Source organism: Methylocaldum sp. RMAD-M (genome assembly GCF_017832375.1).
GTDB lineage: Bacteria > Pseudomonadota > Gammaproteobacteria > Methylococcales > Methylococcaceae > Methylocaldum.
The window spans coordinates 50,639-77,070 of record NZ_JAFIBZ010000013.1 but is presented as its reverse complement, the minus strand read 5'-3'; the positions used below and the strand labels follow the sequence as shown (position 1 = coordinate 77,070).

General features: G+C 57.1%; 25 protein-coding genes. 10 read left to right on the top strand and 15 right to left on the bottom strand.

The window, feature by feature from the left end:
* Positions 1 to 51 precede the first annotated feature (51 nt).
* The 14 genes from JOD69_RS13915 to JOD69_RS13850 form a co-directional block, all read right to left on the bottom strand.
* Positions 52 to 2,538, bottom strand: coding sequence for an FtsX-like permease family protein (locus JOD69_RS13915; RefSeq protein ID WP_240502522.1), 2,487 nt, complete (start codon positions 2,536 to 2,538; stop codon positions 52 to 54).
* A gap of 127 nt (positions 2,539 to 2,665) precedes the next feature.
* Positions 2,666 to 3,964 carry a flagellar hook-associated protein FlgL gene (gene flgL, locus JOD69_RS13910; protein WP_086134384.1) on the bottom strand — a complete coding sequence of 433 codons (1,299 nt, stop codon included), beginning with the start codon at positions 3,962 to 3,964 and terminating at the stop codon, positions 2,666 to 2,668.
* Positions 3,965 to 3,966: 2 nt separating this feature from the next.
* Positions 3,967 to 5,640 (bottom strand): flagellar hook-associated protein FlgK, encoded by a 1,674-nt coding sequence (gene flgK, locus JOD69_RS13905; protein ID WP_210023995.1) that lies wholly within the window; start codon positions 5,638 to 5,640, stop codon positions 3,967 to 3,969.
* 71 nt (positions 5,641 to 5,711) lie between these two features.
* Complete coding sequence (gene flgJ / locus JOD69_RS13900) at positions 5,712 to 6,686, bottom strand: flagellar assembly peptidoglycan hydrolase FlgJ (protein WP_077730458.1); 975 nt, start codon at positions 6,684 to 6,686, stop codon at positions 5,712 to 5,714.
* Between the two features lie 10 nt (positions 6,687 to 6,696).
* Positions 6,697 to 7,806, bottom strand: coding sequence for a flagellar basal body P-ring protein FlgI (locus JOD69_RS13895; RefSeq protein ID WP_077730459.1), 1,110 nt, complete (start codon positions 7,804 to 7,806; stop codon positions 6,697 to 6,699).
* A 17-nt stretch (positions 7,807 to 7,823) separates the two neighbouring features.
* Positions 7,824 to 8,501: a flagellar basal body L-ring protein FlgH gene (gene flgH, locus JOD69_RS13890; RefSeq protein WP_086134382.1), complete on the bottom strand. Its 678-nt coding sequence runs from the start codon at positions 8,499 to 8,501 to the stop codon at positions 7,824 to 7,826.
* A gap of 8 nt (positions 8,502 to 8,509) precedes the next feature.
* Positions 8,510 to 9,298: a flagellar basal-body rod protein FlgG gene (gene flgG, locus JOD69_RS13885; protein ID WP_077730461.1), complete on the bottom strand. Its 789-nt coding sequence runs from the start codon at positions 9,296 to 9,298 to the stop codon at positions 8,510 to 8,512.
* Between the two features lie 25 nt (positions 9,299 to 9,323).
* Entirely contained in the window at positions 9,324 to 10,064 is a 741-nt protein-coding gene (flgF, locus tag JOD69_RS13880) for a flagellar basal-body rod protein FlgF (protein ID WP_077730462.1), read from the bottom strand.
* 25 nt (positions 10,065 to 10,089) lie between these two features.
* On the bottom strand, positions 10,090 to 11,355 hold the full coding sequence (flgE, locus tag JOD69_RS13875; protein ID WP_077730463.1) for a flagellar hook protein FlgE: 1,266 nt from the start codon (positions 11,353 to 11,355) through the stop codon (positions 10,090 to 10,092).
* A gap of 31 nt (positions 11,356 to 11,386) precedes the next feature.
* Positions 11,387 to 12,055: a flagellar hook assembly protein FlgD gene (locus JOD69_RS13870; protein ID WP_077730464.1), complete on the bottom strand. Its 669-nt coding sequence runs from the start codon at positions 12,053 to 12,055 to the stop codon at positions 11,387 to 11,389.
* Positions 12,056 to 12,066: 11 nt separating this feature from the next.
* A complete protein-coding gene (flgC, locus tag JOD69_RS13865; protein ID WP_077730465.1) occupies positions 12,067 to 12,486 on the bottom strand; it encodes a flagellar basal body rod protein FlgC in 420 nt (139 codons plus the stop codon).
* A 2-nt stretch (positions 12,487 to 12,488) separates the two neighbouring features.
* The gene (gene flgB / locus JOD69_RS13860) at positions 12,489 to 12,881 is read right to left on the bottom strand and encodes a flagellar basal body rod protein FlgB (RefSeq protein WP_077730466.1); all 393 of its coding nucleotides are present in this window, start codon (positions 12,879 to 12,881) and stop codon (positions 12,489 to 12,491) included.
* Between the two features lie 155 nt (positions 12,882 to 13,036).
* Positions 13,037 to 13,879 (bottom strand): protein-glutamate O-methyltransferase CheR, encoded by an 843-nt coding sequence (locus JOD69_RS13855; RefSeq protein WP_077730467.1) that lies wholly within the window; start codon positions 13,877 to 13,879, stop codon positions 13,037 to 13,039.
* 58 nt (positions 13,880 to 13,937) lie between these two features.
* A complete protein-coding gene (locus JOD69_RS13850) occupies positions 13,938 to 14,891 on the bottom strand; it encodes a chemotaxis protein CheV (RefSeq protein WP_077730468.1) in 954 nt (317 codons plus the stop codon).
* 115 nt (positions 14,892 to 15,006) lie between these two features.
* On the opposite strand from JOD69_RS13850, the gene flgA reads away from it, so the two are divergent.
* The 6 genes from flgA (at position 15,007) to JOD69_RS13820 (ending at position 19,158) form a co-directional block, all read left to right on the top strand.
* Entirely contained in the window at positions 15,007 to 15,705 is a 699-nt protein-coding gene (gene flgA, locus JOD69_RS13845; RefSeq protein ID WP_168175414.1) for a flagellar basal body P-ring formation chaperone FlgA, read from the top strand.
* 84 nt (positions 15,706 to 15,789) lie between these two features.
* Positions 15,790 to 16,092: a flagellar biosynthesis anti-sigma factor FlgM gene (flgM, locus tag JOD69_RS13840; RefSeq protein ID WP_086134380.1), complete on the top strand. Its 303-nt coding sequence runs from the start codon at positions 15,790 to 15,792 to the stop codon at positions 16,090 to 16,092.
* Positions 16,089 to 16,577 carry a flagellar protein FlgN gene (locus tag JOD69_RS13835; RefSeq protein ID WP_077730471.1) on the top strand — a complete coding sequence of 163 codons (489 nt, stop codon included), beginning with the start codon at positions 16,089 to 16,091 and terminating at the stop codon, positions 16,575 to 16,577. Before flgM ends, JOD69_RS13835 begins: the two co-directional genes overlap by 4 nt.
* A gap of 206 nt (positions 16,578 to 16,783) precedes the next feature.
* Positions 16,784 to 17,389 (top strand): TetR/AcrR family transcriptional regulator, encoded by a 606-nt coding sequence (locus JOD69_RS13830; RefSeq protein ID WP_077730472.1) that lies wholly within the window; start codon positions 16,784 to 16,786, stop codon positions 17,387 to 17,389.
* A gap of 69 nt (positions 17,390 to 17,458) precedes the next feature.
* Positions 17,459 to 18,805, top strand: coding sequence for a selenium-binding protein SBP56-related protein (locus tag JOD69_RS13825; RefSeq protein ID WP_168183834.1), 1,347 nt, complete (start codon positions 17,459 to 17,461; stop codon positions 18,803 to 18,805).
* Positions 18,806 to 18,885: 80 nt separating this feature from the next.
* Entirely contained in the window at positions 18,886 to 19,158 is a 273-nt protein-coding gene (locus JOD69_RS13820) for a DUF4242 domain-containing protein (RefSeq protein ID WP_086134378.1), read from the top strand.
* 45 nt (positions 19,159 to 19,203) lie between these two features.
* On the opposite strand, the gene metG is transcribed toward JOD69_RS13820, so the two are convergent.
* A complete protein-coding gene (gene metG / locus JOD69_RS13815) occupies positions 19,204 to 21,336 on the bottom strand; it encodes a methionine--tRNA ligase (protein WP_280859304.1) in 2,133 nt (710 codons plus the stop codon).
* A gap of 158 nt (positions 21,337 to 21,494) precedes the next feature.
* On the opposite strand from metG, the gene apbC reads away from it, so the two are divergent.
* The 4 genes from apbC to JOD69_RS13795 all read left to right on the top strand — a co-directional run bounded on the left by apbC (position 21,495) and on the right by JOD69_RS13795 (position 26,408).
* Positions 21,495 to 22,583, top strand: coding sequence for an iron-sulfur cluster carrier protein ApbC (gene apbC, locus JOD69_RS13810; RefSeq protein ID WP_086134377.1), 1,089 nt, complete (start codon positions 21,495 to 21,497; stop codon positions 22,581 to 22,583).
* A gap of 1 nt (position 22,584) precedes the next feature.
* Positions 22,585 to 23,151, top strand: a complete 567-nt coding sequence (dcd, locus tag JOD69_RS13805; RefSeq protein ID WP_077730477.1) for a dCTP deaminase — start codon at positions 22,585 to 22,587, stop codon at positions 23,149 to 23,151.
* A gap of 66 nt (positions 23,152 to 23,217) precedes the next feature.
* Positions 23,218 to 24,498 carry a glutamate-1-semialdehyde 2,1-aminomutase gene (gene hemL / locus JOD69_RS13800; protein WP_086134376.1) on the top strand — a complete coding sequence of 427 codons (1,281 nt, stop codon included), beginning with the start codon at positions 23,218 to 23,220 and terminating at the stop codon, positions 24,496 to 24,498.
* On the top strand, positions 24,495 to 26,408 hold the full coding sequence (locus tag JOD69_RS13795) for a VTT domain-containing protein (RefSeq protein WP_086134375.1): 1,914 nt from the start codon (positions 24,495 to 24,497) through the stop codon (positions 26,406 to 26,408). The genes hemL and JOD69_RS13795 overlap by 4 nt, the downstream gene beginning before the upstream one ends.
* Positions 26,409 to 26,432: the final 24 nt, after the last annotated feature.

The window sequence follows — 26,432 nt, the reverse complement described above, 5'->3', positions numbered from 1 at the left end:
GCGATGAGCGCCAGATTATTCGCCCATCGCCATTTCTTGTTTTCTCGTACTCTAAAGTTCTCGCAGCACGCGCATTGGGCTGTTTTTTACGACCGACCGTGTATTCAGATAGCCTGCCAGCCCAACCACCAGCGCACCTAAAACAGGGGTGGCCAGCCAGGTTTCCCAATGGAAACGATACGCTAAGTCAAACACCCGGCTGAACAATGTCCACGCGATCACCTCGCTGATGGCCGATGCCAGGATGCCGGCCAAGAATCCCAATGCGGCGAATTCCACCCATTGGGCATTCCGCAACAAGCGCCGGCTGGCGCCCATGGTCCGAAGCAACACATCCTCGTAGATACGTTCATCCAGCGTCGCTCGGACCGCGGCGAACAGCACGGTAAATCCCGCCGCCAAAGCCAATAGCAAGACATATTCGATGGCGCTCGTCACTTGTCGCAAGATGGTCTGAAACTGTTTCAGCAGCGCGTCCACTTCCAGGATTGTCATGCTCGGGAACGATTTGGCCAACTGTCCCAGTACTGGCTTAAGCTCTGGTGGCACATAAAAGCTGGTGAGCCAAGTGTGCGGATACGTATCGAGGCTTCCCGGCGAAAAAATCATGAAAAAATTCGGGGTCATGGTATCCCAGCGGACGCTGCGGGTGCCGATGACGGTAGCGATAAGCTCCTGTCCCGCAATATTGAATGTGAGTTTGTCGCCTGGCTCGATATCTAGACTCTTGGCTAGCTCGGTTTCCACCGAAACGCTCAGGGGACCACTTCCGTCGACCCATTTTCCCCGAACTACACGGTTGTCGGGCGGCAGTTCCGACGCCCAGGTAAGGCTAAGTTCGCGATTAATCGATGCTTCAGCGCGCGAGTCTTTGTGGACGATTTCGAAGACGTCTTTACCGTTAACGGCAGTCAAACGGCCGCGCACGATCGGATAGTAAGCGCTGCTGGCGATACCCTCTTGGTTCAGCGTGTTGCGAAATCGCGCCAAATCGGTATCGAATAAATTCAGTGCGAAATGATTAGGGGTATCCTCGGGCAGTTGGCGCTTCCACTCCTGCAGCAGTTCGGTACGCACCAAAATACTGACCTGCATGGCCACCAGGGTTAGGGCGAAAGCGAGTATCTGGCTAACTCCCAGTCGCGGCTGACGGGTCAAGTGCTGGAGACCGAAGCGCCATGACAGCGACACGTAAGGCAGGAGCAGACGGCCAAGCCCCAGCATCGATAAGCCGAGCAGGCTGAACAGCGCTATCGCAGCGCCAGCGATCGCCAATACGCTGACGGTCATCGTCCAATCGCGGGTATAGCGCCAAAGAAGCGCGCTCAGAGTAAGGGCGGCTAATCCGTATACCACCCAAGCGCTGGACGGCAGAGGTTCCAGATCGCGGCGCAGTACTCGCAGGGGAGCGAGTCGCTTGAGCCTGAGTATGGGAGGCAGGGCGAAGCCGAGCAGGATCAGGAGTCCCGTGGCCGCGCCGAAGATCACTGCGAGCCAACCGGGACCGGCTAAGGTATGGGGCAGCAAAGAGCGGAGCAACTGGATCACACCGTGCTGAGCCAGGTATCCCAAAGCGCAACCCAACGAGCTCGCGACGAGGCCGACGATCAAAAACTGGCTGGCGTAGATCCACAGGACGTCCCGCTCGCGAGCACCCAAGCACTTGAGCATCGCGGTCATGTCGTAGTGCCGTTCGGTGTAGCGGCGCGCAGTCATGGCGATGGCAACGCCCGAAATCAACACCACGGCAATGCTGGTCAGTCCCAGATAACGCTCTGCACGGTTCAGGGCATTGCCCAGTTCGGGCCGATCCTCGTGTACGTCGAGAATACGTTGACCCGGATGCAGTTGGGGCTTGAGCCATAGCTTGAATGTGCGTAGCGCACGCTCGTCCCCGGCAAACAATTCGTAATAATGAACATGACTTCCGGGTTGAATGACCCGGGTCTCGGCGACATTGGCTCGATTCATCAGCACCCGGGGCGAGAGGCTGTAGAGATCGCCACGGCGGTCGGGTTCATGGGTGAGAATGCGAGTGATTCGCAGCGGTTTTTCACCCACTGTGATTTCGCCGCCCAAGCTCAAACCCAAGGTTGTGAGCACGCGCTGCTCCACCCAAGCCTCCCCGCTTTTCGGGATGTCGTGGGTTTCAACTGCGGCCGTGACATCGCCCAGAGTGGTGCGAAGCGAGCCGCGTAGCGGATAACCTTCCTCGACGGCTTTGACGCCCACCAGAAGCAGTTCGTCGTTTTCGATCAAAACGCTGGAAAATTCGGTGGTACCGGCGACTAGCAGCCCCTGTGCGGACGCCTGTTGCCGCCAAGCATCCGATGGCTCCTGATGGCCGCCGATAACGAGATCGGCCGCCAAGAACTCCGCCGCCTGGAGACTCATCGTACGGGTCAATCTGTCGCCCAACAGGCTGACCGCGGTGGAACTGGCCACTGCGATCAGGAGGGCCGCCATCAGGATGGTTAATTCGCCGCTACGCCAATCGCGTGCGATCAGCTTCAGGGCAAGCTTGAAGTTTCTAACCACAATGCCATTTTCACCGCAAAAGGGATGCCTGAATCAAAGACAAATCGGCCGAAAATAAATTCGAACGTGCGAATAACGCCCGGAAGGGCTCGCACCGGGAAGAGGCACGGAATGCCGCGTTTACCGCTTAAAGATAATTGAAAAGAGACAGTCCTTGTACTTTAACATAAGCTTGCTGCGCAGCCTGTAGCGCGACAAACTGGATGTTGTACCGACTGATTGCTTCTGCGTAGTCCAGATCCTCTATTTCGGAAAGATTCGCTTGGGTGTCGATGATGAATTTGTCGTGAACATCCTCTTGTTCGTCCAGCGCATTCAAGCGTGCGCCGACGCTGGCGCGGGTATCCAGGATGTTCTGGAGGGCGGCATCGATGTCCTTCAATGCGGCGCTGGCAGCGTCGTGGAAAGCAACGTCGGCTCCTGTGCCGGTCTGTGGGCCGGCGAAGCCGAAATCGGTCAGGACTCCATCGGTGTCGTCACTGATCTCCACGGATGAGGCAGTCCCGGTGGTTGTCGATACGAACTCGATAAAGCCTGATCGATGTTGGGCGACCACGGTTCCATTCAAAGCGGTGGCGTTGATGCCGGCGTTTATGGCGGCAACGAGATCATCCGCTGAAGCATAATTCGCTGCGGCGACGGAAACCGTGACCGGCGCACCGCCATCAATGGCCAGATCGAAATTCTTTGCCGGGCCGCCGCTGTAGTCAATGCCGGAGGACAGATCGTTCGTTCCCATAACGGCGCCGTGGGATGCGGTGAACTGTCCGCTCAAAGTCCGGGTGAGGGAGTACAAGGTATTGAGTATGTTCTGGGTACCGCCTGAGGCCGCGATCGCATTGGCACCCGAGCTCGAAGGAATATTCTCGAATATGGAAAATCCGGAATCGCCATCGGCCATATGTCGTTGCGGAGCGATTTGCAAGAGGCGCTGATTCTTGTCGCCTTGATAGACGTAGCTCGGCGGCGTCCCGCCGCCGTCAAATGCGAACGGGACGGTATCGGAACGGAAGCCGGCGAAAATATATTCGCCGTTGGCGTCGCGCGTATTCGCCAGTCCGAGCATTTCGTCCAACAGCTGCTGCATTTCCTGCCCGATCGCCTGCCGATCACTCGGGCTGAGCGTATCATTGAGGCTTCGGACAGCCAATTCACGTGCGCGCTGCAACACGTTGTCCGCTCCCGCCAAAGTGGATTCCTCAAATTCGAGTCTCGAGCGAACAGCCTGAATGTTGGACTGAAATTGCCGATTGTTTTCCAGCGACTCCTTCAAGTCCAGCGCACGTACCGCGGCGCTGGGATCATCCGAGGGCGTCAGAATGCGCTGGCCGGTGGAGAGCTGCAATTGGGTCTTGGAGAGCTTCGCCTGCTGCCTGAGGATGGCGTCGATGCCGAATTGTTCCATCAAGGGCGTCGAAATGCGCATGCTTATCTCCTTATGGCTCCGATCAGTGCGTCGAACATACTGTTCAGCGCGGGAATCAACTGCGCGGCGGCTTGATAGGCTTGTTGATACCGAAGCAGGTTGGCGGCTTCCTCATCGAGATTCACCCCTGAAACCGAGTCTCGTGCCTGTCGAGCATGGTCGAGCAATTGTTTCTGAGCGGTGCTGTCGATGTCGGCGGCGTGGGTCAGCGTGCCCACATCGCCCACGATCTCGTTATAAGCGTCCTGGTAACTCGCTTTACCGCCCAAAAGCGAGGGCAATGTCTGTAGTTGAGCCAGGGCGCGGGCGTTGGTGTTGTCACCGGGGCCTGCAAAAGGCGACCCAGCTGCAGCAATTTCTCGGGGGTCGGTCAGCGAAACGCTTAGATCGCCGGCTACTCGGCGGAACGGGCGAATGAGAAAGCTGTCGCCGGCTGCTACAGCACCGCCGCCAATGCCGATAGCCAAGCCATCTATGGCAAAGGCACCGGTCGCATTGTTGAATTGCGTATTGTCGCTCAGGCGCGTGAGGGTGTAATTGGCGCCGTCATAATCCAGGCGATAGTCGCTTGCGGTCAGATCGGAGGAACCGTTTCCAGCGCTGTTGTCGAACGCGACGGATAATATGGCGTTGCCGCTATTCGTTTGCCTGCCGAACCAACTATACTGGCCGATTGCGGCGTTTGTAACGTCGCTGAAGAAATCGGCCCCGGCGTTTCCGTTCAAGTCGGAGCCGAGCGAGTGCTGCGCGTTGAATGTTGCGGCGAGCCCCGCAGCGATACGGCCCAGGGCGTTTTGGGCCGGGTCGAGTACCTCGCTGCCGAAGCGCAACAATCCCCCGATTTCTCCGCCGCTGATAGCAGTGGTCACGACAACAGCGACAGAACCGCCGGCGGTAATGGCAATGTCTTTCTGATTGGGATCATAGGTCGAGTTCTGCAAGCTGAGCTGGTTTGCCGTCGAGCCCATCACCAGCGCCTGTCCGCTGCCTATAAACACGTTCAAAGAGCCGTCCTTTTGCTCGAACAAGCTGGTGCCTACTTTCTGCGCCAACTGTTCGGTCAACAGATCGCGCTGATCGAGCAAATCATTGGGCGGTTTGCCTGCTTGGTTATAGGCAACAACAATGCGCTCGTTCAAAGAGGCGATACCTCTGGCCAGACCGTTGATCTCGTCGATATTGGTGCTCAGGCTCTGATTCACTTGGCTGCGCAGCTCATCCATGCGGCCGTTCAGCGTATTAAGACGCTGCACCAGCGTTTCGCCTTCGGTCAGCATGACGCGTCTCGCGGCGATGGATGTGGGGTCGTTGACTACGTCCTGCACCGAGTTAAAGAACGATTGGAGCGAGGGCGACAGACTGGCGTCCGGATCGGCGATGAAGTTGTCGACCTGTGAAGCCATGCCGTGATACGTCTCCAATTCCCCATGCGCGGAGAGACTGCTTCGGAGCTGAGCGTTAAGAAAACTGTCGTAGGAGCGGGTAATGGACGCAACGTCGACGCCGTTGCCCACAAATCCCGCCCCGGTAAACGAAGGCAAGCGCTCGACTTGTTCCGTTCTTTGGCGGCTGTAGCCGTCGGTGTTGACGTTGGCGATATTGTGTCCGGTCGTCGCCAATCCGCGCTGAGCCGCCATCAGTCCGGATGTCGCTATGCCAAGAAGTCCGCCAGCCATGATTCAACCACTCGAATGGATAATGTTCTTACGCCTGTTATCGGCACCGATCGTCCTAACTGAAGACCGGATCAGGCAACGGGCAACTTTTCAAGCGCACGATTTTCCTCGTATATGGAGAGAACCTTGCGTGCATAATAAGGATCCGTGGCGTAGCCGGCCTTTTGCAATGAAGCCATGAATTGCCGTGGATTATCGGCATGCTCCAAGGCCGTTGCGTAACGAGGGTTGGTCTTAAGGAACTGCACGTAATCGCGAAAACTCTCGGCGTAATCGTTGTAGGTGCGGAATGCTGCTCTATTACGCACGGCGATACCGTCGGCGTATTCCAGGGTGCGGGCGGTCATATGACGGCCGCTCCAGTGCCGGTCCGCCTTGATGCCGAACAGATTATGGCTGTGTCCGTCGTTCCCTCGTGCCGCCATGGATTTTCCCCAGCCCGTTTCCAAAGCCGCCTGCGCCAGCAGCAGCTTGGGGTCGACGCCCAGTTCGGCGGCCGCTTCCTGAGCATGAGGCCAGAGCGCCTTTACGAATTCCTCGGGATTGGCGAATGCTCCGGTTCGGGAGTCACTCTGGGCGGACCGAGGTTGCACGCGAGCTTTATCGGTCATCCGAGCTCCAGCTCCATAATCCGATTTCGAATTTTCGGCTGTTGTATGCTCGGAAGATCCCTTATCGATCCTGACTAACGCGTTGCCGCGGTAATCGTCCAGACCCATGCCGGGTTTCGCCTCATCGGAGGACTTTTCGCCGCCCAGTTGCCGAACCAGCATATCGGAGAGGCCGAGACTGGATCGCTTGCCGAGTTCCACCGCCAATTGCTGATCGTACATGTCGCGGAACATCTGCGACTGCTTGCCGTCCGTGAGCCCGCCGTTCGGGACCGCCTCCCGCATGCTTTTCAAGGCCATCTGGATGAACAGAGACTCGAATTGCCGGGCGGTCTCGTTCAGCGCCGCTTTCGGATCATGCTTGGCCTGATTCCTGAGCCGGGCGGTGCCGTTGAAATCGGTATACACATCGGCCATGCCAGTCTGCTTTATCATGCCGGTTCTCCTATATCACGATCAGCTCGGCCCGCAACGCTCCGGCGCTTCGCAGGGCTTCCAGAATGGCGACGAGGTCGCTCGGTGCAGCGCCCACGCGATTGACCGCCTGCACGATTTCATCCAGCGATACGCCGGGATTGAAAACGAACATGCGATTCGCTTCCTCGTTCACGGTTACGTCCGAGCGGGGCACTATGGCGGTCGAACCTCCGGATAAGGCCGGAGGTTGGCTGACGATGGGCTTTTCGCTGATGGTCACCGAGAGGTTGCCGTGGGTCACCGCGGCGGGTTGAACCCGGACATGGCTGCTGATCACTACCGTCCCGGTACGCGAATTGACGATGACCTTGGCAGGGGCTTCGCCCGGACTCACGTCCAGATTTTCGATCAGCGACGTGAACGAGACCCGCTGAGCCGGATCATGGGGTGCGCTGACCTGAACGGACGCCGCGTCCAAGGCGCGCGCCACGCTTCCGCCGTAAGTTCGATTGATGATGTCGGCCACTTGGTTGGCGGTGGTGAAATCGGGCGTATGCAAGTTGAGTATCAGATGGCTGCCTTGCGCGAATCCTGTCGGAACTTCGCGCTCGACCGTGGCTCCGTTCGGAATCCGGCCGGCGCTGGGCACGTTGACGGTAACCTTGGAGCCGTCTAGGCCTTGAGCGCTTAACCCGCCGACGACGAGATTGCCTTGGGCAACCGCGTAGATCTGGCCGTCGGCGCCCCTGAGGGGCGTCATCAAGAGGCTGCCGCCGCGGAGACTGGTGGCATCGCCCAAAGATGAAACGTTCACATCTATCGTTTGGCCGGGCTTTGCAAATGCCGGAAGGTCGGCTTGTACGGATACGGCGGCGATATTTTTGGATTTCAGGTCGATACCCGGCGGCACGGTGACGCCCAATTGGAGCAGCATGTTGCGCAGGGTTTGGCTGGTGAAGCGGTTCTTATCGCCAGTGCGGTTCAGACCGACGACCAGCCCGTACCCGATCAGCTGGTTGCTGCGGACCCCGGCGACCGAGGCGATATCCTTGACCCGTTCAGCCATCGCCGGGGATTGTGAGAACGCCAAGCCGAGAAGACCGATTTTTATGACTGAGTGCAGAGTGAACCTAGCCATGGTCTTACCTCAGTCGATCAGAACGGGAACAGTATGCTGGTGAAAAAACGTTGCAGCCAGCCCATGCGGTTGACGTCCGCCACTACGCCCTCTCCATTGTAAATGAAGGTCGCGTCGGCGACCTTGGTGGAATCCACGCTATTGGTGGTGTCGATATCGACCGGACGCACCAGCCCCGAGAGCTTGATGTATTCGTTGCCTTGGTTCAGGCCGACCCGTTTTTCGCCTCGTACCCGAAGATTGCCGTTGGGCAGGACTTCCACCACGGTCACGCTGATGTTTCCCGTCAAGAGATTGCTCTGATTACTTTCGCCTTTTCCTTCGAATTTGTGGGTCGATTCCAGACTGCTGGATACGTTGTAGCCGAGGATTTCAGCCGTTTCCTGCCCCATCAGCATGGGTGCCTTTACCTGGGTGGTTGCCGAACGGTCAGCCTTGGTGTCCGCGTCTTTCTGGGCATTCGTCCGTTCGACCAGCTTAATGGTAAGGGTGTCACCTACCCGGCGCGCTTTATGATCCTCGAACAACCGCATGTCGTAGCCGGACTGGAAAATTGCGCCGGGATTCTGCATGGGCGGCGTCATGTCCTCGGGACGGGCCGGCGCGTAGGCGGGATCCCGGCGCGGCGGCGGATTGAGGATGGAGGCACAGCCGTTCAAGGTCAGCAGGATGAGAAAGAAAGCCGCGTATTTCATCGGATCAATCAGAGAGTATTGGTGGCGAACCCGAGCATCTCGTCAGTGGTTGCGATCGCTTTGGAGTTCATTTCGTAAGCGCGTTGGGTTTCGATCATATTGACCAGTTCTTCCACCACGTTCACGTTCGAGGTTTCCAAAGAGCCCTGGACGAGCTTTCCGATACCGTCTTCTCCCGGTACGCCGACGATCGGAGCACCGCTCGAAACCGACTCCCGGTACAGGTTTTCACCGATTGGTTCCAATCCCGTCGGGTTGATAAAGTCCGCCAGCTGGATTTCGCCGATGACGTTGGGGGTGGGGTTTCCCGGTTCGAGCACGGATACCGTACCGTCGTTGCCGATAGTGACGCTCAGGGCGCCTTGGGGCACGGTCATGGCTGGTTCCAGGGGGTTGCCGCCGTTGGTGACGATTTGTCCGTTGGAATCGAGCTTGAAGGAGCCGTCCCGGGTGTAGGCGAGATCGCCGTTCGGCATCAGGATCTGGAAAAAGCCCCGGCCGTTGATGGCGATATCCAGGGAGTTTCCAGTCTGTTGGATGTTGCCTTGAGTATGAATCTTTTCCGTGGCGACCGTCCTTACGCCGGTGCCCAATTGCAGGCCGGAAGGCAGAGTCGTGTTTTGCGTGGACTGAGCGCCTACCTGCCTGACGTTTTGGTACAGCAGGTCTTCGAACAAAGCTCGCTCTTTTTTGAAGCCGGTGGTGTTGACGTTGGCCAGGTTGTGCGAAATCACCGACATATGGGTTTGCTGCGCATCCAGGCCGGTCTTGGCGATCCAAAGGGAAGGGGTGGTCATGGTCGTGAACCTCTCGGAGTGTCTTTTAGCCGATCCGCATGAGCTCGGCGCTGGCATTGCCGTCGTCTTCGACGGTCTTCATCATCTTGATCTGGTATTCGAACTCACGCGCCAGTTCGATCATTTGCACCATTTCTTCCACGGTGCTGACGTTGCTGCCCTCCAGTGATCCGGTTACCAGTTGAACCTCGTTGGTGGCTTCTACGGGAGTACCGTCCTTGATTCGCATCAGGCCATCCTCGCCTTTTTCAAGCTGCGATTTTTCGGGTTTGACCAGTTTGATGCGGTCGAGAATCGCCAGGGCGGTGGCGTTGGCACCCTGCGGAATGATGCTGATGGTGCCGTCTGAGCCGATTTCGACCTTCTGTGCGGGCGGAATGGCGATGGGGCCCGCGTTGCCGAGCACCGGCAGACCGCTGCCGGTGACCAGCTGCCCTGCAGGCGTAATATGTAAGTCTCCGGCCCGGGTGTAAGCTTCGCTGCCGTCCTTGGCCTGCACGGCCAGCCAGCCATCTCCGTTGATCGCGACGTCGAGGTCGCGCCCGGTGGTTTGCAGGGAGCCCGTCGACAAATCGACGCCAGGGCGCTCGGTCATGGCGTAGACCCGACTCGGATAGCCGTTTCCGAATACCGGCATCGAGCGGAGTTGCTCGAAATCCGCTCGAAACCCCGGCGTATTTGCATTTGCGAGATTATTGGCGTTGGATGCCTGCGCCAGCAGAATCTGCTTGGCACCGCTCATGGCGACATAAAGGCTGCGATCCATGGTCGGAGTTCCTGGCTATCGGGTGTTAACGAATGTTGAGCAGTGTCTGGGTGATCGTGTTTTCGGTGGAAATGGTCTGCGCGTTCGCCTGATACGCCTGTTGGGCGATAATCAGATTGACCAGCTGCTGGGCCAGGTCCACGTTGGCTCCTTCGAGGGCGCCAGCCTTGATGGAACCGAAACTGCTGGTGCCGGCTACGCCATTGATCGGCACCCCGGAGTTTGCGCTTTCTCCCCAGGTGGTATCGCCGAGCTTGGACAATCCTTGCGGGTTTTGGAATCGGACCATGGCCACCTGGCCCAGCGGTTTGGAGCCGCCGTTGCTGAAACGGGCAAAAACGACACCGGTGTCGTCGATGTCCACGCCGGTGAGCCGGCCGATGGTCAGACCGTCTTGGTTCAAGGTGTCGACGCTGAACGCGCTGCCCAGTTGTGTCGAACCGGCCAGATCGATGGTGAGCTGGATGGGTTGGGCGCTGGGGTTGATGGACACTAAGTCGGTCGTGAATTGGGTCGTTGCCGGGTTGCCGTCGACCGAGGCGAGCTTGCCGTCGTTGTCGAATGTCAGAGGAATCGAGTTGGGGGCCGCGTCGTCCAGCATGTCTACCCCGTCCACATAGACATATAGATCCCAGGCATTCAGCGCCGCGCCTTTGACGTAGTAACTGGTCGCGATGTGGGTGTTGCCAAGCGAGTCGTATGTCGTGACCGATGTTGCATGGGTATAGCTGGTGGGGTCTGCCGGGTCGAAAGGCGATGTGGCGGGCGTGGTTTTGCGCGAATCCAGATTGACGCTCATGTCTATCGAGCTCGTGGCTTTCGGTAAGCCCTGCGTAGAATCGAGTTGCAGGGTCTGGAATACGCCGGTACTGAAGCCTTCCTCGACTGTTTCGCCGTTCGGCGCATAAACCAGCAGCGGCTGGCCGAGGTGATTGACCACATAGCCTTCCCGGTCCATGTGAAAAGAACCGGCGCGGGTGTAGACCCGTTCGTTGATGTTGTTGACGTTGTCCCCCATGACGAAAAAGCCTTCGCCACTGATCGCGAGATCGAGGTTGTTCTCGGTGAAATCCAGGTTGCCCTGGGTGAACTGTTGCGCCACATTGGTGACCCGGACACCGGCTCCTGGCGTGATGGACGAGACGCCTCCCAAGCTACTCGCATAGACATCGGCGAATTCGGAGCGCGATTTCTTGAATCCGGTCGTATTGGCGTTGGCAATGTTGTTGCCGGTCACCGAGAGCATATTGGATGCGGCATTCAGGCCGCTCAAGGCACTGTTAAAAGCCATGTCTTACCTCGCTAGATGACTATGATGTTCATTAAAGGACAGCCCGGATATCGCCCAGGGTGTAACGTCCGAGACCGCTGAGCTGGACTTCCATGCCTTTCGAGCCGCCCACGGTTACGCTTTCCACGGGCGCGGCGATTTGGGTTTCGAGCGCAGTCGTTTTGCCGGCGATAACGGCCTCGGCTTTGATCCTGTAAAGTCCGGGATCGGCAAAGTGCAATTCATCGTCCAGTTTTCCGTCCCACTCGAACGACAACGGCCCTTCGGTTTGAGGCCCGAGTTCCAATGTGCGGATCAAGTTGCCGTTCTTGTCCATGATCCGAATATTGACCTGCGAGGCCTCGTACGGCACGGCCAACTCGCCCTGGATCGTGCCGTTCGCGGCCAGAATCGCTTTATCGGACGCGATCAGCGCGGATCGTCCCACCAGGTTCGCGGCCATCAAGGCCTGTTCCTTGTTGGCGGACGCCGCAAAGTCGGCGAACGAGGATTGCAATTGCTGGATTCCCGTGACGGTGCTGAACTGCGCCAGCTGATTGACGAATTCGGCGCCGTCCTGAGGCTTTAAAGGATTCTGACTGGTCAACTGGGTAACCATCAGCTTGAAGAAATCTTCTTGCCCCAGTTCGTTGCGCTTCCGAGTCGGTGCCGCGGTTTCGGTCAGGCCAAGCGATTTGAGCGTGTTGATGTCTAGGCTCATGATCGGTCACCTCAGATCTGTCCGAGACGCAGGGTCTGAAGCATCAGTTGCTTGGCGGTATTCGCCACTTCGACGTTGTCCCGGTAGGAGCGGGACGCGGACATCATATTGGTCAGTTCTTCGATTGTGTTGACGTTCGGCTTGAAGATATAGCCTTCGTCGTTGGCCATCGGGTGGTCCGGCGCATATTCCATGCGCAAGGGCGCCTGACTCTCGACGACGCCGAGTACCTGCACGCCGACCGGCGTGTTTCGCTTGTCCACGGCCTCCTGAAGCTGTGCCGCAAATACGGGCTGTCGCGATCGATAAGTCTGTTCGACGCTGCTGCTGACGCTGTCCGCATTGGATAAGTTACTGGCTACCAGGTTGAGCCGCAGCGACTGCGCAGTCATGCCGGAGCCGGCGATATCGAAGATTTTGAACGACGACATGGTTATTCTCCTGTTAAGGCGGTTCGCAGAGAGGCGATCTTGCCACTCAAGAAGTTGAGCGTGGCCTGGTATTGCACCGCGTTTTCGGCGAAACGCATCTGTTCCTGCTCGGTTTCCACCGTATTGCCGTCGAGACTGGGTTGCGACGGTAGCCGATACAGGGCTTCTCCCCGCGATCCGGGCGCTGTCGCAGTCACATGCCCGGCTTGTGTAGCCGCGAGCTTGAGAGGGGACGTGTGGACGCTTTGCAGTACCGAACGGAAATCCAGATCGCGGGCCTTGTAATTCGGCGTGTCGGCGTTGGCCAGGTTGGAGGCCAACAACTCGGTACGGCGGTCGCGGAGTTTCAGTGCCAGGGGATGAATGCCGAGGGCATTGTCGAAGTTGATCGTCATAAACATATCCTCGTTGCCAGTTATGTGGCGTCAAGCACGAGGTATGCCACGTAAAAATCCTTTGTTTAAACAAAGGCTTGCAAATTAAGACGTGAGAGCGGAAAAAAACGGCGGCAATTTTTCGCCACTTGAGGCGGCAAATTTGCCGGGTGGCGTCAGAAGGCCGGCTTTAGACGGTAATAGCGACAAGAGGCCCCGCGAACGGTTTCATAAAGATCGAGTCCGGAGGGAAGGGATTCCGTGCTGCTTAGGAACAGATAGCCGCCTGGATTGAGCGCTTTGGCCATGCGCGTCAAAATATCGCGCTTCAATTCTTCGGAGAAGTAAATCAGTACGTTACGGCAAAAGACGATATCAAACCTGCCTAGCGCCGCGAAAGGCTTGAGCAGGTTGAATTGTTGGAATCGGACCCGATCAACGATCTCCGATTTAAGTTTCCACTTGTCCTGATAGCGATCGAAGTAGCGTGACCTCAGATTTTCATCCAGTCCGCGCGACAAGGCCATTTCGCTATAGACGGCCTGAGAAGCTTCGGCCAAAACCGATTCCGAAATATCGGTCCCGATGACCTGTACGTTTCTTTTGATGCCGGTCCAACCGTAACGAAAAAATTCCTCGACGCAGATGCCTATCGAATAAGGCTCCTGTCCCGAAGAGCAGGCTGCGGACCAAATTCTCAAGGTGCCGCCGGTTTTGTTGGCTGCCCAGGCAGGCAAGAGAACATTTCTAAGTTCCTCGAAATGGGTGTTGTCACGAAACCAAAAAGTCTCATTCGTGGTCATGGCATCGATAATACGGGTTCTGAGCTTAGCGGAGACAGCATCGCTTCGGAGCGCAGTTACCAACTGCGCTATGGATGAATAATCACTCTCTTTTAGCAGGCCGGTCAAACGATTCTTCACCAGGTATTGCTTGTTGTCGCTGAGCAATATCCCGCAGGCGTCCACGAGAAATTTCTGGAACACCGCGAACGCTTCGGGATTCAAGTCCGAATTCATGAATACTCCAATCGACACGCCGATGGACGGCGCTTGCGTTTTGCCCGATATAGCCAGTTCAGAAGTCCCTGCGCCCTGTTGTCGCTTGCGCGGCGATATGGTCTTTGAGGCGTTGCTGTACGACCCGAGCAAGATCGTCCGGATCGTATTTGGCGAGGAATTTGTTGGCGCCGACTTTTTCAACCATCGCCTGATTGAAAACTCCGCTCAGGGAGGTATGGAGCAATACGTATACTTCCTTCATAGCAGGGTCTTTGCGTACCTTGGTCGTGAGCGTATAGCCGTCCATTCGAGGCATCTCCACGTCGGAAATGATCATCGCCAAGTACTCGTTCAAATTCTTTCCTTCCGATATCCAATGTTCGAGGATTTCCAACGCCTCCTGACCATCTTTGGCAATTGTGCTCTCCACTTCGAGTTGGTTCAAAACACGCAGAATTTGATTGCGGGCCACAAATGAATCATCCACGACGAGTACATGCTGCTCAAGGTTCTTGGCGTCCTCCTCGATCACACCGTCCGAAACCTGGTCGCACTCGCCCATGACTTCCTTCATCACTTTTTCAACGTCGATAACTTCGATGAGTTCCTTCTCGTATTGCGTTACAGCGGTTAAATAGCTTTCTTTGCCTGCGCCTTTCGGCGGCGGCTGAATCTGCTCCCATCCCATATTGATGATGCGATCGACAGTGCTGACGAGGAATCCTTGGGTGGATCGATTGTACTCGGTAATGATGACATAGCCACTCCCGTCGCGTGGTTGCGGGCGCGCGCCAATTGCCATGGAGAGATCCATCATGGGTATGGTCTTGCCGCGCAAGTGAGCGACGCCACAAATCACCGGGTTCGATTTCGGCAGCTGAGTCAAGGGCGGGCACTGTATGACCTCCTGCACCTTGAACACGTTAATACCGAAGCGCTGGTTGCCGCCAAGTTTGAAGAGCAGCAGCTCGAGGCGGTTATGTCCCGCGAGCTTAGTTCTTTGATCTACGCCTTCGAGTATGCTTGCCATTGTGAATTTCCTGGGAAGATTGACGGTGACTAAAGTGTAGCGGCAGGTGTGCGATCCGCTTGAGTCCGGCGCGGCATATTAGATGCATGTCTTGGTCCATCATCGGAGGTTATCTATGCGTGCCAAACTCAAATTCCTGCTTCTGCTCGCGCTGGCGATTCCCGCGGCTTTCGCGGCAGACCGCCTGCAAACCAACGAATCGATAGCAGCTGCGATAATGGCCCTGATCGAGTCGGATTTCCGTCAGCGGAATCAGGAATTCCAGGCAGACCCGGTCAGGCTGGACGGTCGTCTGCAATTGCCGCTTTGCGATCGGCCGCTGGAGGCCTTCTTTCTTCCAGGGCGGCGCGAAAGCGGTTTTCTTTCCGTCGGCGTGCGTTGCGAAGGAACGCATTCTTGGACCGTGTACAACAAGGTTCACGTGAAAGCGTATCGGGAAGTCGTCGTTCTGAAAAACGCCGTCCGGCAAGGCTCAGTTCTCACCGAGGCGGATCTCGGCTTCGAAAAACGAGACCTCGCGAACTTGCGCGGCAGTTATTTCACTTCTTTCGATCCGGTCGTCAATCGGCCCGTCAAACGCACCTTGGCGGCCGGCGCGGTACTGAGCCCCGAATGGTTATCTGTGCCGAAAATGATTCGGCGTGGACAGAAGGTCATTATTCAGGCGGAGAGCAGTCATTTTGCCGTCAAGATGTCGGGACAGGCTCTGAATGATGGGGAGGCGGGGCAGCGTATTCGCGTTCGCAACGACCAATCCGCGAGAATCGTGGAAGGTACGGTTGCAGGTCCTGGCCTCGTATTGATACGGCTTTGAACGCCGGACAGAAAAACGTGGTTTTGCGCTAAAGTTCACCGTCGGGAGGCCGATAAGAATTGAAATTCCCGAGAGGATACGGTCATGGAAATCAAACTTCAAAACAGCGTTAGCGGTCTTTCCGTCGGCGGACTACAAAAGAAATCGAGCACCGCGGCAGGTACAGGCGGCGGCAATGCCTCATCGACCTACAGTGTCAGCGTGTCGCCCGAAATGTCGCTTCGGCTCTCCGAGATCAAACAACGTCTGTTGAGCGAACCCTCGGTCGACGAAGCGAGAGTGACCCGCATTGCCAGCGCGGTTCAGTCGGGAAACTACGAGATCAACCCGCAGCGAGCGGCCGAAAAGCTGATCGCCATGGAACAAAAGCTTCCTGAATTTTCATGATCGCGCACGGCCAGGATCTTCACGACCTTTTCAGCCAAACGCTGGACGGACTCGGCGAAATGTCCAGGCTGCTTGAGGAGGAGGCGCGAAGTCTAGCGGCGCGCGACACGGAGGCGTTGGAACTGACCGCCTCGAAGAAACAGAAACTCGCATTCCTGCTCAACGATTTGGCCGCTCGGCAGAACCATCTCGTCCGCGCTTGCGGTTTTCAGGGCAACGAAGGCGGCGTTGCGGCCTTCCTTGATCGGCTCGATCCCGAGTCGCCGCAGACCAGAGCCCTCCTTGCCGAATGGCGGGAAATCGTGCGCCTCGGTTCGGCTTGCAGAAAGCAGAATGAGCTTAACGGCGCTTATATCGCGCTCTTGCAGCGTCATATCGATTCCAGTTTGAATTTTCTCTACGGCGCTTCGTCGGCGGATGCGACCTACGGGCCGGATGGGTCGACGCGCCGCGGAGAAACTTCACGCCAGTCATTCTCGGCCTGACCGCCGTGCCAGGCGGTTTCCGTCGCAGGTGCCAGTGAACAGGGCGCTAACCGGCCGCAGCATCACTATCCGGCTCGAATCCTTCAATTTCGGACAAATTGCCATGTGCCTCTGCTGCCTCCGATCGAGGCACCGGGCGCCTCCCGGATTTCTTCCTTGTAATAATTTTTATTGCATAAGTAGACGACCGGTCGTATAGTCGCCACATGGCTCGAATCGGCAACAAACAGATTACTCGCGAAAAGCTTTTGGACCAGGGTGTTGCCATGCTCATGGAGCATGGCTATCACGGCACCGGTCTACAGGACTTGCTGTCCAGCGTTCAGGTTCCGAAGGGATCGTTTTACAACTACTTCTCTAGCAAGGAGGAGTTCGGGGCGGAAGTGGTCCAGCACTACATAGAGCCATTCATTCGACAATTGGGCGATTACCTGAGTCGGCCGGAGTTGGATGCGCTGTCCGCGATGAAACGTTATTTCTGCGATTTGATCGCAGAATTGGAGCGGAGACAGTTCAAAGGAGGATGTTTACTGGGCAACCTGATCGGCGAGATCGGAGATACCAACGAGACCTGTATGGCCGCTCTCCGGGATGCCTTTCATCGTTACAGGGATAAGTACACGGAAGGTTTAGCTCGCGCCCAGGCGGAAGGAACGATACGCGCCGATCTGTCGGCCGAATTGATGGCGGACTTGCTTGCTGATGGCCTGCAAGGCGCTTTGCTGCGAATGAAAGTCGAGCAATCCGTACGTCCGTTGGAGGTCTGCTTGAGCCATTTGCTCGACGACTATTTCAAACCCAAGAGTGACTAAAAACCAAGAGGTTATGCGATGAAAAAGCAACGGATAAGAGAAAAGAATCTGGTTCGGGCGGTTCGGGGCATGACGCTGGGATTGGCATCCGGACTGGTTTTGGCTGGAATCGGCATGTCCCCCGTCCAGGCGGATGAGACCTGTCTGTCGCCTTATATGGCGAAAATCACGGGGCAGGAAGATTACGTATACGTTTGGACCCTGGGTGCGACGGGTGTCGGCGACGAGCAGGACAAGCTGGTGACCGTGGACATCAATCCGAAGTCGCCCAAATACGGGAAGGTAGTGGACAGTCTCTCTGTTGGCGGACGTAACGAAGCGCACCATTCCGATTTTACCGACGACCGGAATTATCTCTGGGCTGGCGGGTTGGACACCAGCAAGATTTTCATCTTCGACGTCCATAGCGATCCAGCCAAGCCCAAGCTGCATAAAACGATTACCGATTTCGTCGCGAAAAGCGGCGGCGTGGTCGGGCCTCACTCGTTTTACGCTTTGCCGGGACGGATGCTGATCACGGGGCTCTCGAACAACAAGGATCACGGCGGACGGACGGCGATGGTGGAATACACCAACCAGGGCGATTACGTGGCGACTCACTGGGTGCCCACCGACAGCGATCTGCGTGGTGCCGTGAAGACGGGCAAGTATGCCGACGGCTACAACTACGACGTGCGTGCGCTGCCGAGGCGCAACGTGCTGGTTTCCTCGTCCTTCACCGGATGGAACAACTACATGATGGACTTCGGCAAGATGCTGTCCGACAAGGAGGCGATGAAGCATTTCGGCAATACGGTGGTCGTCTGGGATCTTCACAGCCGCAAGCCTAAGAAGGTGTTCGACGTACCGGGTTCGCCCCTGGAAGTGCGTTGCGCCTGGGAAGAAAACCACAACTACTGCTTCACCACGACGGCACTCACCTCCAAGATCTGGCTGATCTACGAAGATGACAAGGGCGAGTGGCAAGCCAAGGAAGTCGCGGATATCGGCGATCCCTCGAAGGTGCCGTTGCCCGTCGATATTTCGATCTCCAACGACGACAAGCGGCTTTGGGTGAATACCTTCATGGACGGCAACACCCGGGCATTCGATATCTCGAATCCGCACAAACCGGTGCAAATCTACGAGAAGCACATCGGCGCGCAAGTCAATATGGTGTCGTCGAGCTGGGACGGGAAACGGCTTTACTACACTTCGTCGCTGCTTGCCAACTGGGACAAGAAGGGCAAGGACAATGAGCAGTACCTGAAGCTCTATCACTGGGACGGCAAGGAGTTGAAAGAGCAGTTCGCTATCGACTTCTACAAGGAAAAGCTCGGACGCCCGCACCAGATGCGTTTTGGCGCTTACTCGCTGTATAAGAGCGTGGCCGAAGCAAAGCCGGCGGAGATTTTCGCGGAATTTCAGCGTCGCTGATGTGACGGACTTCGGAGCCGCCTGATGGCGGCTCCGAAGTCCCGACGGTTTTTTGACGACTATAACGAGAGGAGGCTGATATGCCCAAGTACTTAATCGAACGTGACATTCCAGGCGCGGGAAAACTGTCTGATCAGGAGTTGCACGCCGTTTCGCAGAAATCGTGCAGCGTGCTGAACCGTCTGGGACCGCAAATTCAGTGGGTGCAGAGCTATGTCACCGACGACAAAGTCTATTGCGTGTATATCGCCCCCAACGAGAAGATGATTCGGCAGCATGCCCAAGAGGGTGGTTTTCCGGCCAACCGGATTTCGGAGATCAAGACGGTAATCGATCCGACTACCGGCGAGTGATGAGGGGCGTGGGAACGGCTCCGACCGTTCCCACGCCTGCTTCGACTACTTGACCCGCATTCCCGGCTGCGCGCCTTCGTCCGGGATCAAAACGAACGGTCCTCCGCGTTCGTCGCTCGCAGCCAGCACCATGCCTTCCGACAGACCGAACTTCATCTTGCGCGGTGCCAGATTCGCGACCATGACGGTCAGCTTCCCTTCCAATTGTGCCGGATCGTAGGCCGATTTGATGCCCGCGAACACTGTTCGTGTCTCGCTGCCGATATCCAGAGTCAGCTTCAGCAGCTTGTCGGCGCCTTCCACGTGCTCCGCTTTGGCGATGCGGGCGATGCGCAGATCGATCTTGGCGAAGTCGTCGATCGATATGGTGTCGGCGATCGGTTGAATCGTGTGTTGCTGATGCTCGGCGTGACGTTGCTGGGAATGAGGTTCCGGCTGAGCAGCGGCTTGCAGGTTGTGTTTGTTGGCTTCCACGAGTGACTCGATTTGTTTAGGGTCGATGCGGGTGAGGAGGTGTTGGTATTCACGCAGCTCTTTGGGAGCGCGAACTGGGCGATAGTCGAGATCTTCCCAAGACGGATTGTCAGGGATCTTGAATAATGCAAATGCCTTACGGGCTGTATCAGGAATTATCGGTGCCAGGAAAATCGTCAAGCGATAAAACGCTCTGAGACAATCGGAACAGATAGCATGCAGTAATTGACGCTTGGTCGGGTCCTTGGCGATTTCCCAAGGTTTATTCTGGTCGAAATATTGATTTATTTGATCGGCAAAGCTCATTGCCTCTCTTACAGCCTTTCCATATTCGCGCGCTTCATAAGCCTCGGCAATGAGTTCCTCATGGGTGATTGACGCAGCTAGAAGAGTGCTTCCAGCCTCGCTTGGTTCATCAAGGCGGCCATCGAAATACTTTTGAATAAACGTTGCGGAACGGCTGGCAATATTGACGTATTTCCCCACCAAATCACTATTCACCCTCGCCACAAAGTCTTCCAAATTGAGATCGATGTCCTCCATCGTCCCATTCAGCTTGCAGGCGTAGTAATAGCGCAGCCATTCGGGGTTCAAGCCCTGCTGGAGATAACTTTCCGCCGTGATGAAAGTGCCGCGGGATTTGGACATTTTCTCGCCGTTCACGGTCAAGAAGCCGTGGGCGAAGATCTTGGTGGGAGTGCGGAAATCCGAGTGTTCCAGCATCGCCGGCCAGAACAGCGCGTGGAAATAGAGAATGTCCTTGCCGATGAAGTGGTAGAGCTCGGTACTCGAATCCTTGTTCCAATATTGGTCGAAATCGAGATTCAGCCGCTCGCACAGGTTCTTGAAGCTACCCATGTAGCCGATGGGAGCGTCCAGCCAGACATAGAAGAATTTGCCCGGCGCGTCGGGGATTTCGAAGCCGAAATAGGGCGCGTCGCGGGAAATGTCCCAGTCGGAGAGCCCCGCCTCGAACCATTCCGCCATTTTGTTGGCGGCTTCGGTTTGAAGTGGGGGTTCGGGAGTGAGTTGCCCGGTTGTCCATTTGCTTAGGAAATCATGGCAACGCGAATCCGAAAGTTTAAAAAAGTAATGCACCGACTCCTTCCGCACCGGAGCTGCGCCGGAAACGGCGGAATAGGGGTTGATCAGGTCGGTCGGCGAATAGGTTGCACCGCAGGCTTCGCAGGAATCGCCGTACTGGTCCTTGGCATGGCACTTTGGGCACTCGCCCTTGATAAAGCGGTCCGGGAGAAACATTTCCTTGACCGGATCATAGTACTGCTCGATCGAGCGGTCCTCGATCAGCTTTCGTTCTTTCAGCCGACCGTAAATGGTTTCGGCTAACTGCCGGGTTTCCTCCGAATGGGTCGAGTAATAGTTGTCGAACTCGATGTGAAAACCGGTAAAGTCCCTAAGATGCTCGCCATGGACCCGTCGAATCAGTTCCTCCGGGGCGATGCCTTCCTTTTCGGCCCTGAGCATGATGGGCGTGCCGTGGGTGTCGTCGGCGCAGACATAATGGCAGGTGTTGCCGCGCATCTTCTGAAATCGCACCCAGATGTCGGTTTGTATGTACTCGACCAGATGGCCCAAGTGAATGGGGCCGTTGGCATAGGGTAGGGCGCTGGTGACGAGGATCGTTCGATGGGTGGTCATGTGGCGAAATTCAATGTTTTCTTGGGTCGCAAAATTATCCCACATTTCGGCCGAGCGTTCAGAGGCGCATAGCCACGGCGGACGCCGTAGAGTGGGGCTCCGAACCTGGTGCGTCGCCAGTCGAAGAAGCCTTTGATCCGTTAAGCTTCGCGGCCAATTGTGTAGAATAACGCCTTATTTGGCCCGAGATGCCGGAGATTCGAATGCCGCTGACTCAATCCGATGTTGAGAATGCCCTTAAGACCTTGGTGGATCCCAATCTGGACCGGGATTTGGTATCGACCAAGTCGATCAAGAAAATCGAAATAGACGATTCCCGGATTCGGGTGAAAGTGGCTCTGGGTTACCCGGCGGCCAGTTTCCACGCCGAACTCAAGAGTCTGATCGAACAAAAGCTCCGTGCGGAAACCGGCGCGACCGAGGTGACGGTGGAAATCGTTACGGAGATCGTTTCCCACTCGGTCCAGAAGAATCTAAAGCCGATGCCCGGCGTCAAGAACATCATCGCGGTCGCTTCCGGCAAAGGCGGTGTCGGGAAATCGACGACCGCCGCGAATCTGGCGCTGGCATTAGCGGCGGAAGGTGCGCGAGTCGGTATTCTGGATGCCGACATTTACGGACCAAGCCAACCGCTCATGCTGGGGATTTCCGGGCGCCCGGATACCGAAGGCGGAAACCGGTTGATCCCGATGGTCGCCTACGGCGTTCAATCCATGTCCATCGGTTATCTGATCGAGGAGGACGCACCGATGATCTGGCGCGGCCCCATGGTGACCGGTGCCTTGCAACAATTGCTCAAGGACACCAAGTGGGACAACCTGGATTATCTGATCATCGACTTGCCGCCCGGTACCGGCGATATTCAATTGACGCTGGCGCAGCAGATTCCCGTGTCCGGCGCGATCATAGTCACCACGCCTCAGGACATTGCGTTATTGGATGCCCAGAGAGGCCTAAAGATGTTCGAAAAGGTGGGGGTGCCGGTCTTGGGGATCGTAGAAAACATGAGCATTCATATTTGTTCGAATTGCGGCCATGCCGAGCCGATCTTCGGCGAAGGCGGCGGTGACAAGATGGCCCAAAAATACGGCGTCGAGCTACTCGGTTCTCTGCCGCTCGACATCAGCATCCGGAAGAACGCGGACGGCGGCCATCCCACGGTCGTCGCCGAGCCGGACAGCAAGCCGGCGCAAATCTACAAGGACGTGGCCCGTAAAATGGCGGCCCGATTGGCTTTGAAGGCGAAGGATTACAGTGCGCGTTTCCCCACTATCACCATCGTCAACGACTAGCATGGGCATCAAATCAGACCGCTGGATCCGTCGCATGGCGGAAGAATATGGGATGATCGAGCCCTACGAGCCGCAGCAAGTAAGGGAGGTGCAGAATTCCCGCGTCATTTCCTACGGAACATCGAGTTACGGCTACGACATTCGCTGTTCGAGCGAATTCAAGATCTTCACCAACATCAACTCCGCGATAGTAGACCCGAAAAATTTCGACGAAAACAGCTTCGTCGACGTGAGCTCGGACGTGTGCATCATCCCGCCCAATTCCTTCGCCTTGGCGAGGACCGTCGAATATTTCCGCATTCCGCGCGACGTGCTGACCATATGTCTCGGCAAGTCCACCTATGCCCGCTGCGGAATCATCGTCAACGTGACGCCGTTGGAGCCGGAGTGGGAAGGGCATGTGACCCTGGAGTTTTCCAATACCACGCCGCTGCCCGCCAAAATCTACGCCAATGAAGGGGTGGCCCAGGTGCTGTTCATCGGTGCGGACGAGATTTGCGAAGTTTCTTACAAGGATCGTGGCGGGAAGTATCAGGGACAGACCGGCGTGACCTTGCCCAAGACATAATAATTCGAGCAGGTATCGGTAGCTGTTTTCGAGACAGAGATTTCCAGAATTTATTGAGAGAAGACTATGGCCGACGTGTCCGCATTGTTCGCGGAAGCTCAAACCTACATTCCGGGCGGTGTGAATTCGCCGGTTCGTGCGTTTAAAGGGGTCGGCGGAACCCCTATCTTCGTGGAGCGCGCCGAAGGGCCTTACCTGTTCGGTGCGGATGGACGCCGCTATATCGACTATGTCGGCTCCTGGGGGCCCATGGTTGTCGGGCACGCTCATCCTGAAGTCTTGAAAGCCGTGCACGATGCCGTGGATCGCGGGCTGAGCTATGGCGCTCCTACGGCTATCGAGACCGCGATGGCGAAAAAACTGTGCGAGCTGGTGCCTTCGTTGGACATGGTGCGGATGGTCAATTCCGGCACCGAAGCGACCATGAGCGCCATCCGCCTGGCGCGCGGCTACACGGGTCGTGACAAGATCGTCAAGTTTGAAGGTTGCTATCACGGGCATGCGGATTCCCTTCTGGTCAAGGCGGGTTCCGGGGCGCTGACTCTGGGCGTGCCGAGTTCGCCCGGCGTTCCGGCCGGTTTGGCCGAACACACGCTGACCCTCCCGTTCAACGACGGCGACGCGGTGCGCGAGGTGTTTTCGCGTTTCGGCGGAGAGATCGCCTGCATCATCGTGGAACCGGTCGCCGGCAACATGAACTGCGTGCCGCCGAAATCGGGCTTCCTGGAAACCCTGCGGGAGGTCTGCGATGCCCACGGATCGGTACTGATCTTCGACGAAGTCATGACCGGATTCCGCGTGGCGCTGGGCGGAGCGCAGGCGCATTACGGCATCTCGCCCGATTTGACCACGCTCGGCAAAGTCATCGGCGGCGGCATGCCGGTCGGCGCCTTCGGCGGGCGGCGCGACATCATGGAAAAGCTGGCTCCGCTAGGTCCCGTTTATCAGGCGGGTACCTTATCCGGCAATCCCGTGGCCATGGCGGCGGGATTGAAGACCTTGGAACTGATTTCCGCGCCGGGCTTTTTCGATCGCTTGAGCGAAAGAACCCGCTATCTGATCGAGGGCTTGCAGGAGCGGGCGTTAAAGGCCGGAATTCCATTTGCGGCCAATTGGGTCGGCGGCATGTTCGGTCTCTTTTTCACCGAGGAGAAGGCCATCGACAGTTTCGAAAAAGTCATGGGCTGCGATCAGGAGCGCTTCAAGCGCTTTTTCCACGCCATGCTGGACGAAGGCGTTTATCTCGCTCCGTCCGCGTTCGAGGCCGGCTTCGTCTCGGCGGCCCATGATTTTGACGTTCTGGATCAAACCCTACAGGCGGCGGAGCGCGTCTTTAATCGACTTTGAGCTTTGAAACGATTTACGCATGGATCGCACTGCATCCCCACCACGCCGGCCTAGCGGTCTTTTTGATTGCCATGGCCGAATCCTTGGCAGTGGTGGGGCTAGTGGTTCCCGGCGTCGCCATGATGTTCGCCGCCGGGGCGCTCGTAGGCGCTGGAGCTCTTTCCTTTGCTCCGACCTGCGCTTACGCGATAGCCGGAGCGGTAGTCGGCGACGGGATCAGCTTTTGGCTGGGATGGCGTTATCGCGATCGCTTATCGTCTCTGTGGCCGTTTACGCGCTATCCGGGAATGATCAACCGCGGCATCGATTATTTCCACCGCTACGGGGGACGCAGCGTGCTGTTCGGGCGTTTCGTCGGTCCGGTCCGCGCAGTGATCCCCTTGGTGGCGGGCATGCTGACGATGCCGGCGCGGCGGTTCGTTTATATCAATGTGTTGTCCGCCGTTCTCTGGGGTCCCGCATATTTGCTGCCGGGCATGGCCTTCGGCGCATCCCTCGATCTGGCGTCAAAGGTGACCGGACGCTTGGCCGCCCTATTGATTGCGTTGCTAGTGGTCCTATGGTTCGGGGCCTGGTTGAGCAAGCATCTTTATCTTTACTTCCAGCCCCGGGCGCACCAGCTCATTCTGGCGACGTTCGACCTTAGCCGAGAGCACCCCCTGCTGGGACGTCTCACCGCTCCCCTCATCGATCCTGAGCAACGCGATTACGCCGGCCTATCGGTGTGGGCGGTGATTTTGGGCCTGTCTGGTTTGCTGGCCTGCTTCTTGGTACCAGCCGATTCGGTGCCCGTGTCCTTGGAAGCCTGGCGAACTCCTTGGTCCGATTATGCCTTGATCGTGTTCGAGGAATTGGGCGAGACCTTGTCCGTGTCGGTTTTCTCGGCGGTCGTGCTCGGCTGGTTATTGATCCGGAAGCAAGCTGTCGCCGCGGCGCATTTCCTGGGAGCGCTGATTTTCGCGTTGGCGCTCGGAACGGTCTGCCGTTTCGTTGACGATAATCCGCTGATCGATAGTCATGTCCTGAACGGCGGCGCGGTGTACGGTTTTGCGGCAGTGTTGACCGCGGACAGCGCGACGCCGCGTTGGCGCTGGTTGATTTACTCCGGGGCGACCCTGCTGGTCACCGTTATCGCGTTCGCTCGCGTCTATGCCGATACGGGCGAGTTTCTCGCGGCTTGCTTTACTCTGTCGATGGTTCTGATCTGGCTGGTCCTGCTGGGGGTGGCCTATCGGCGCCATCGGCACGGCGATGTACCGATCAGAGGCTTGATCGGGATCGTGATGGTTTCCCTAGTGGGCATCGGGGCGGTTGTTTGGTATAGCCACTCGCTGGAAGAGTTTTACTATCGGCGACCGCTTCTAAGCGTAAGCGAGGAGCACTGGCTCGAACAGGGCTGGCGGTTTTTGCCGGCCTACCGGGTGAAGACGATCGGCCGATCCGAGCAGGCGCTCAGTGTTCAATGGGCATCGTCGATCGATACTATCCATTCGGATCTGGTTAAACTTGGCTGGCAAGAGCCGAAGCCTTTGACACCGACCCAGGCGCTGCACTTTCTGAATCCTCAGACCGGAATGGCGGACTTGCCGGTTTTACCTCACTTCAACCAGATCGATGTGGATACTCTTCGTATGATCAAGGCGACTTCCGACGGGCGGTGGTTGATCGTCCGTTTCTGGCCGAGCGGACAACAGTTGCAGCCGGGAGCCATCCCAATCTGGCTGGGAAGTGTCGCCTTTTTGGAGGGGCGTAATGTCTTCGGTATCCTGAAGTTGTCCGAAGAGGCAGTCGACGGTACGGACGCACTCAACATCTTGACCGATGATCTCCTGTCGCTTCGTCCGTTCGTGCTGAGAACGAGCGAGAACGATCAGGTCGTCGTGTTGCTTCCCCCTCGTAAATCTCGATGATCAGCTCTTTTTTCCGGGCAGCGT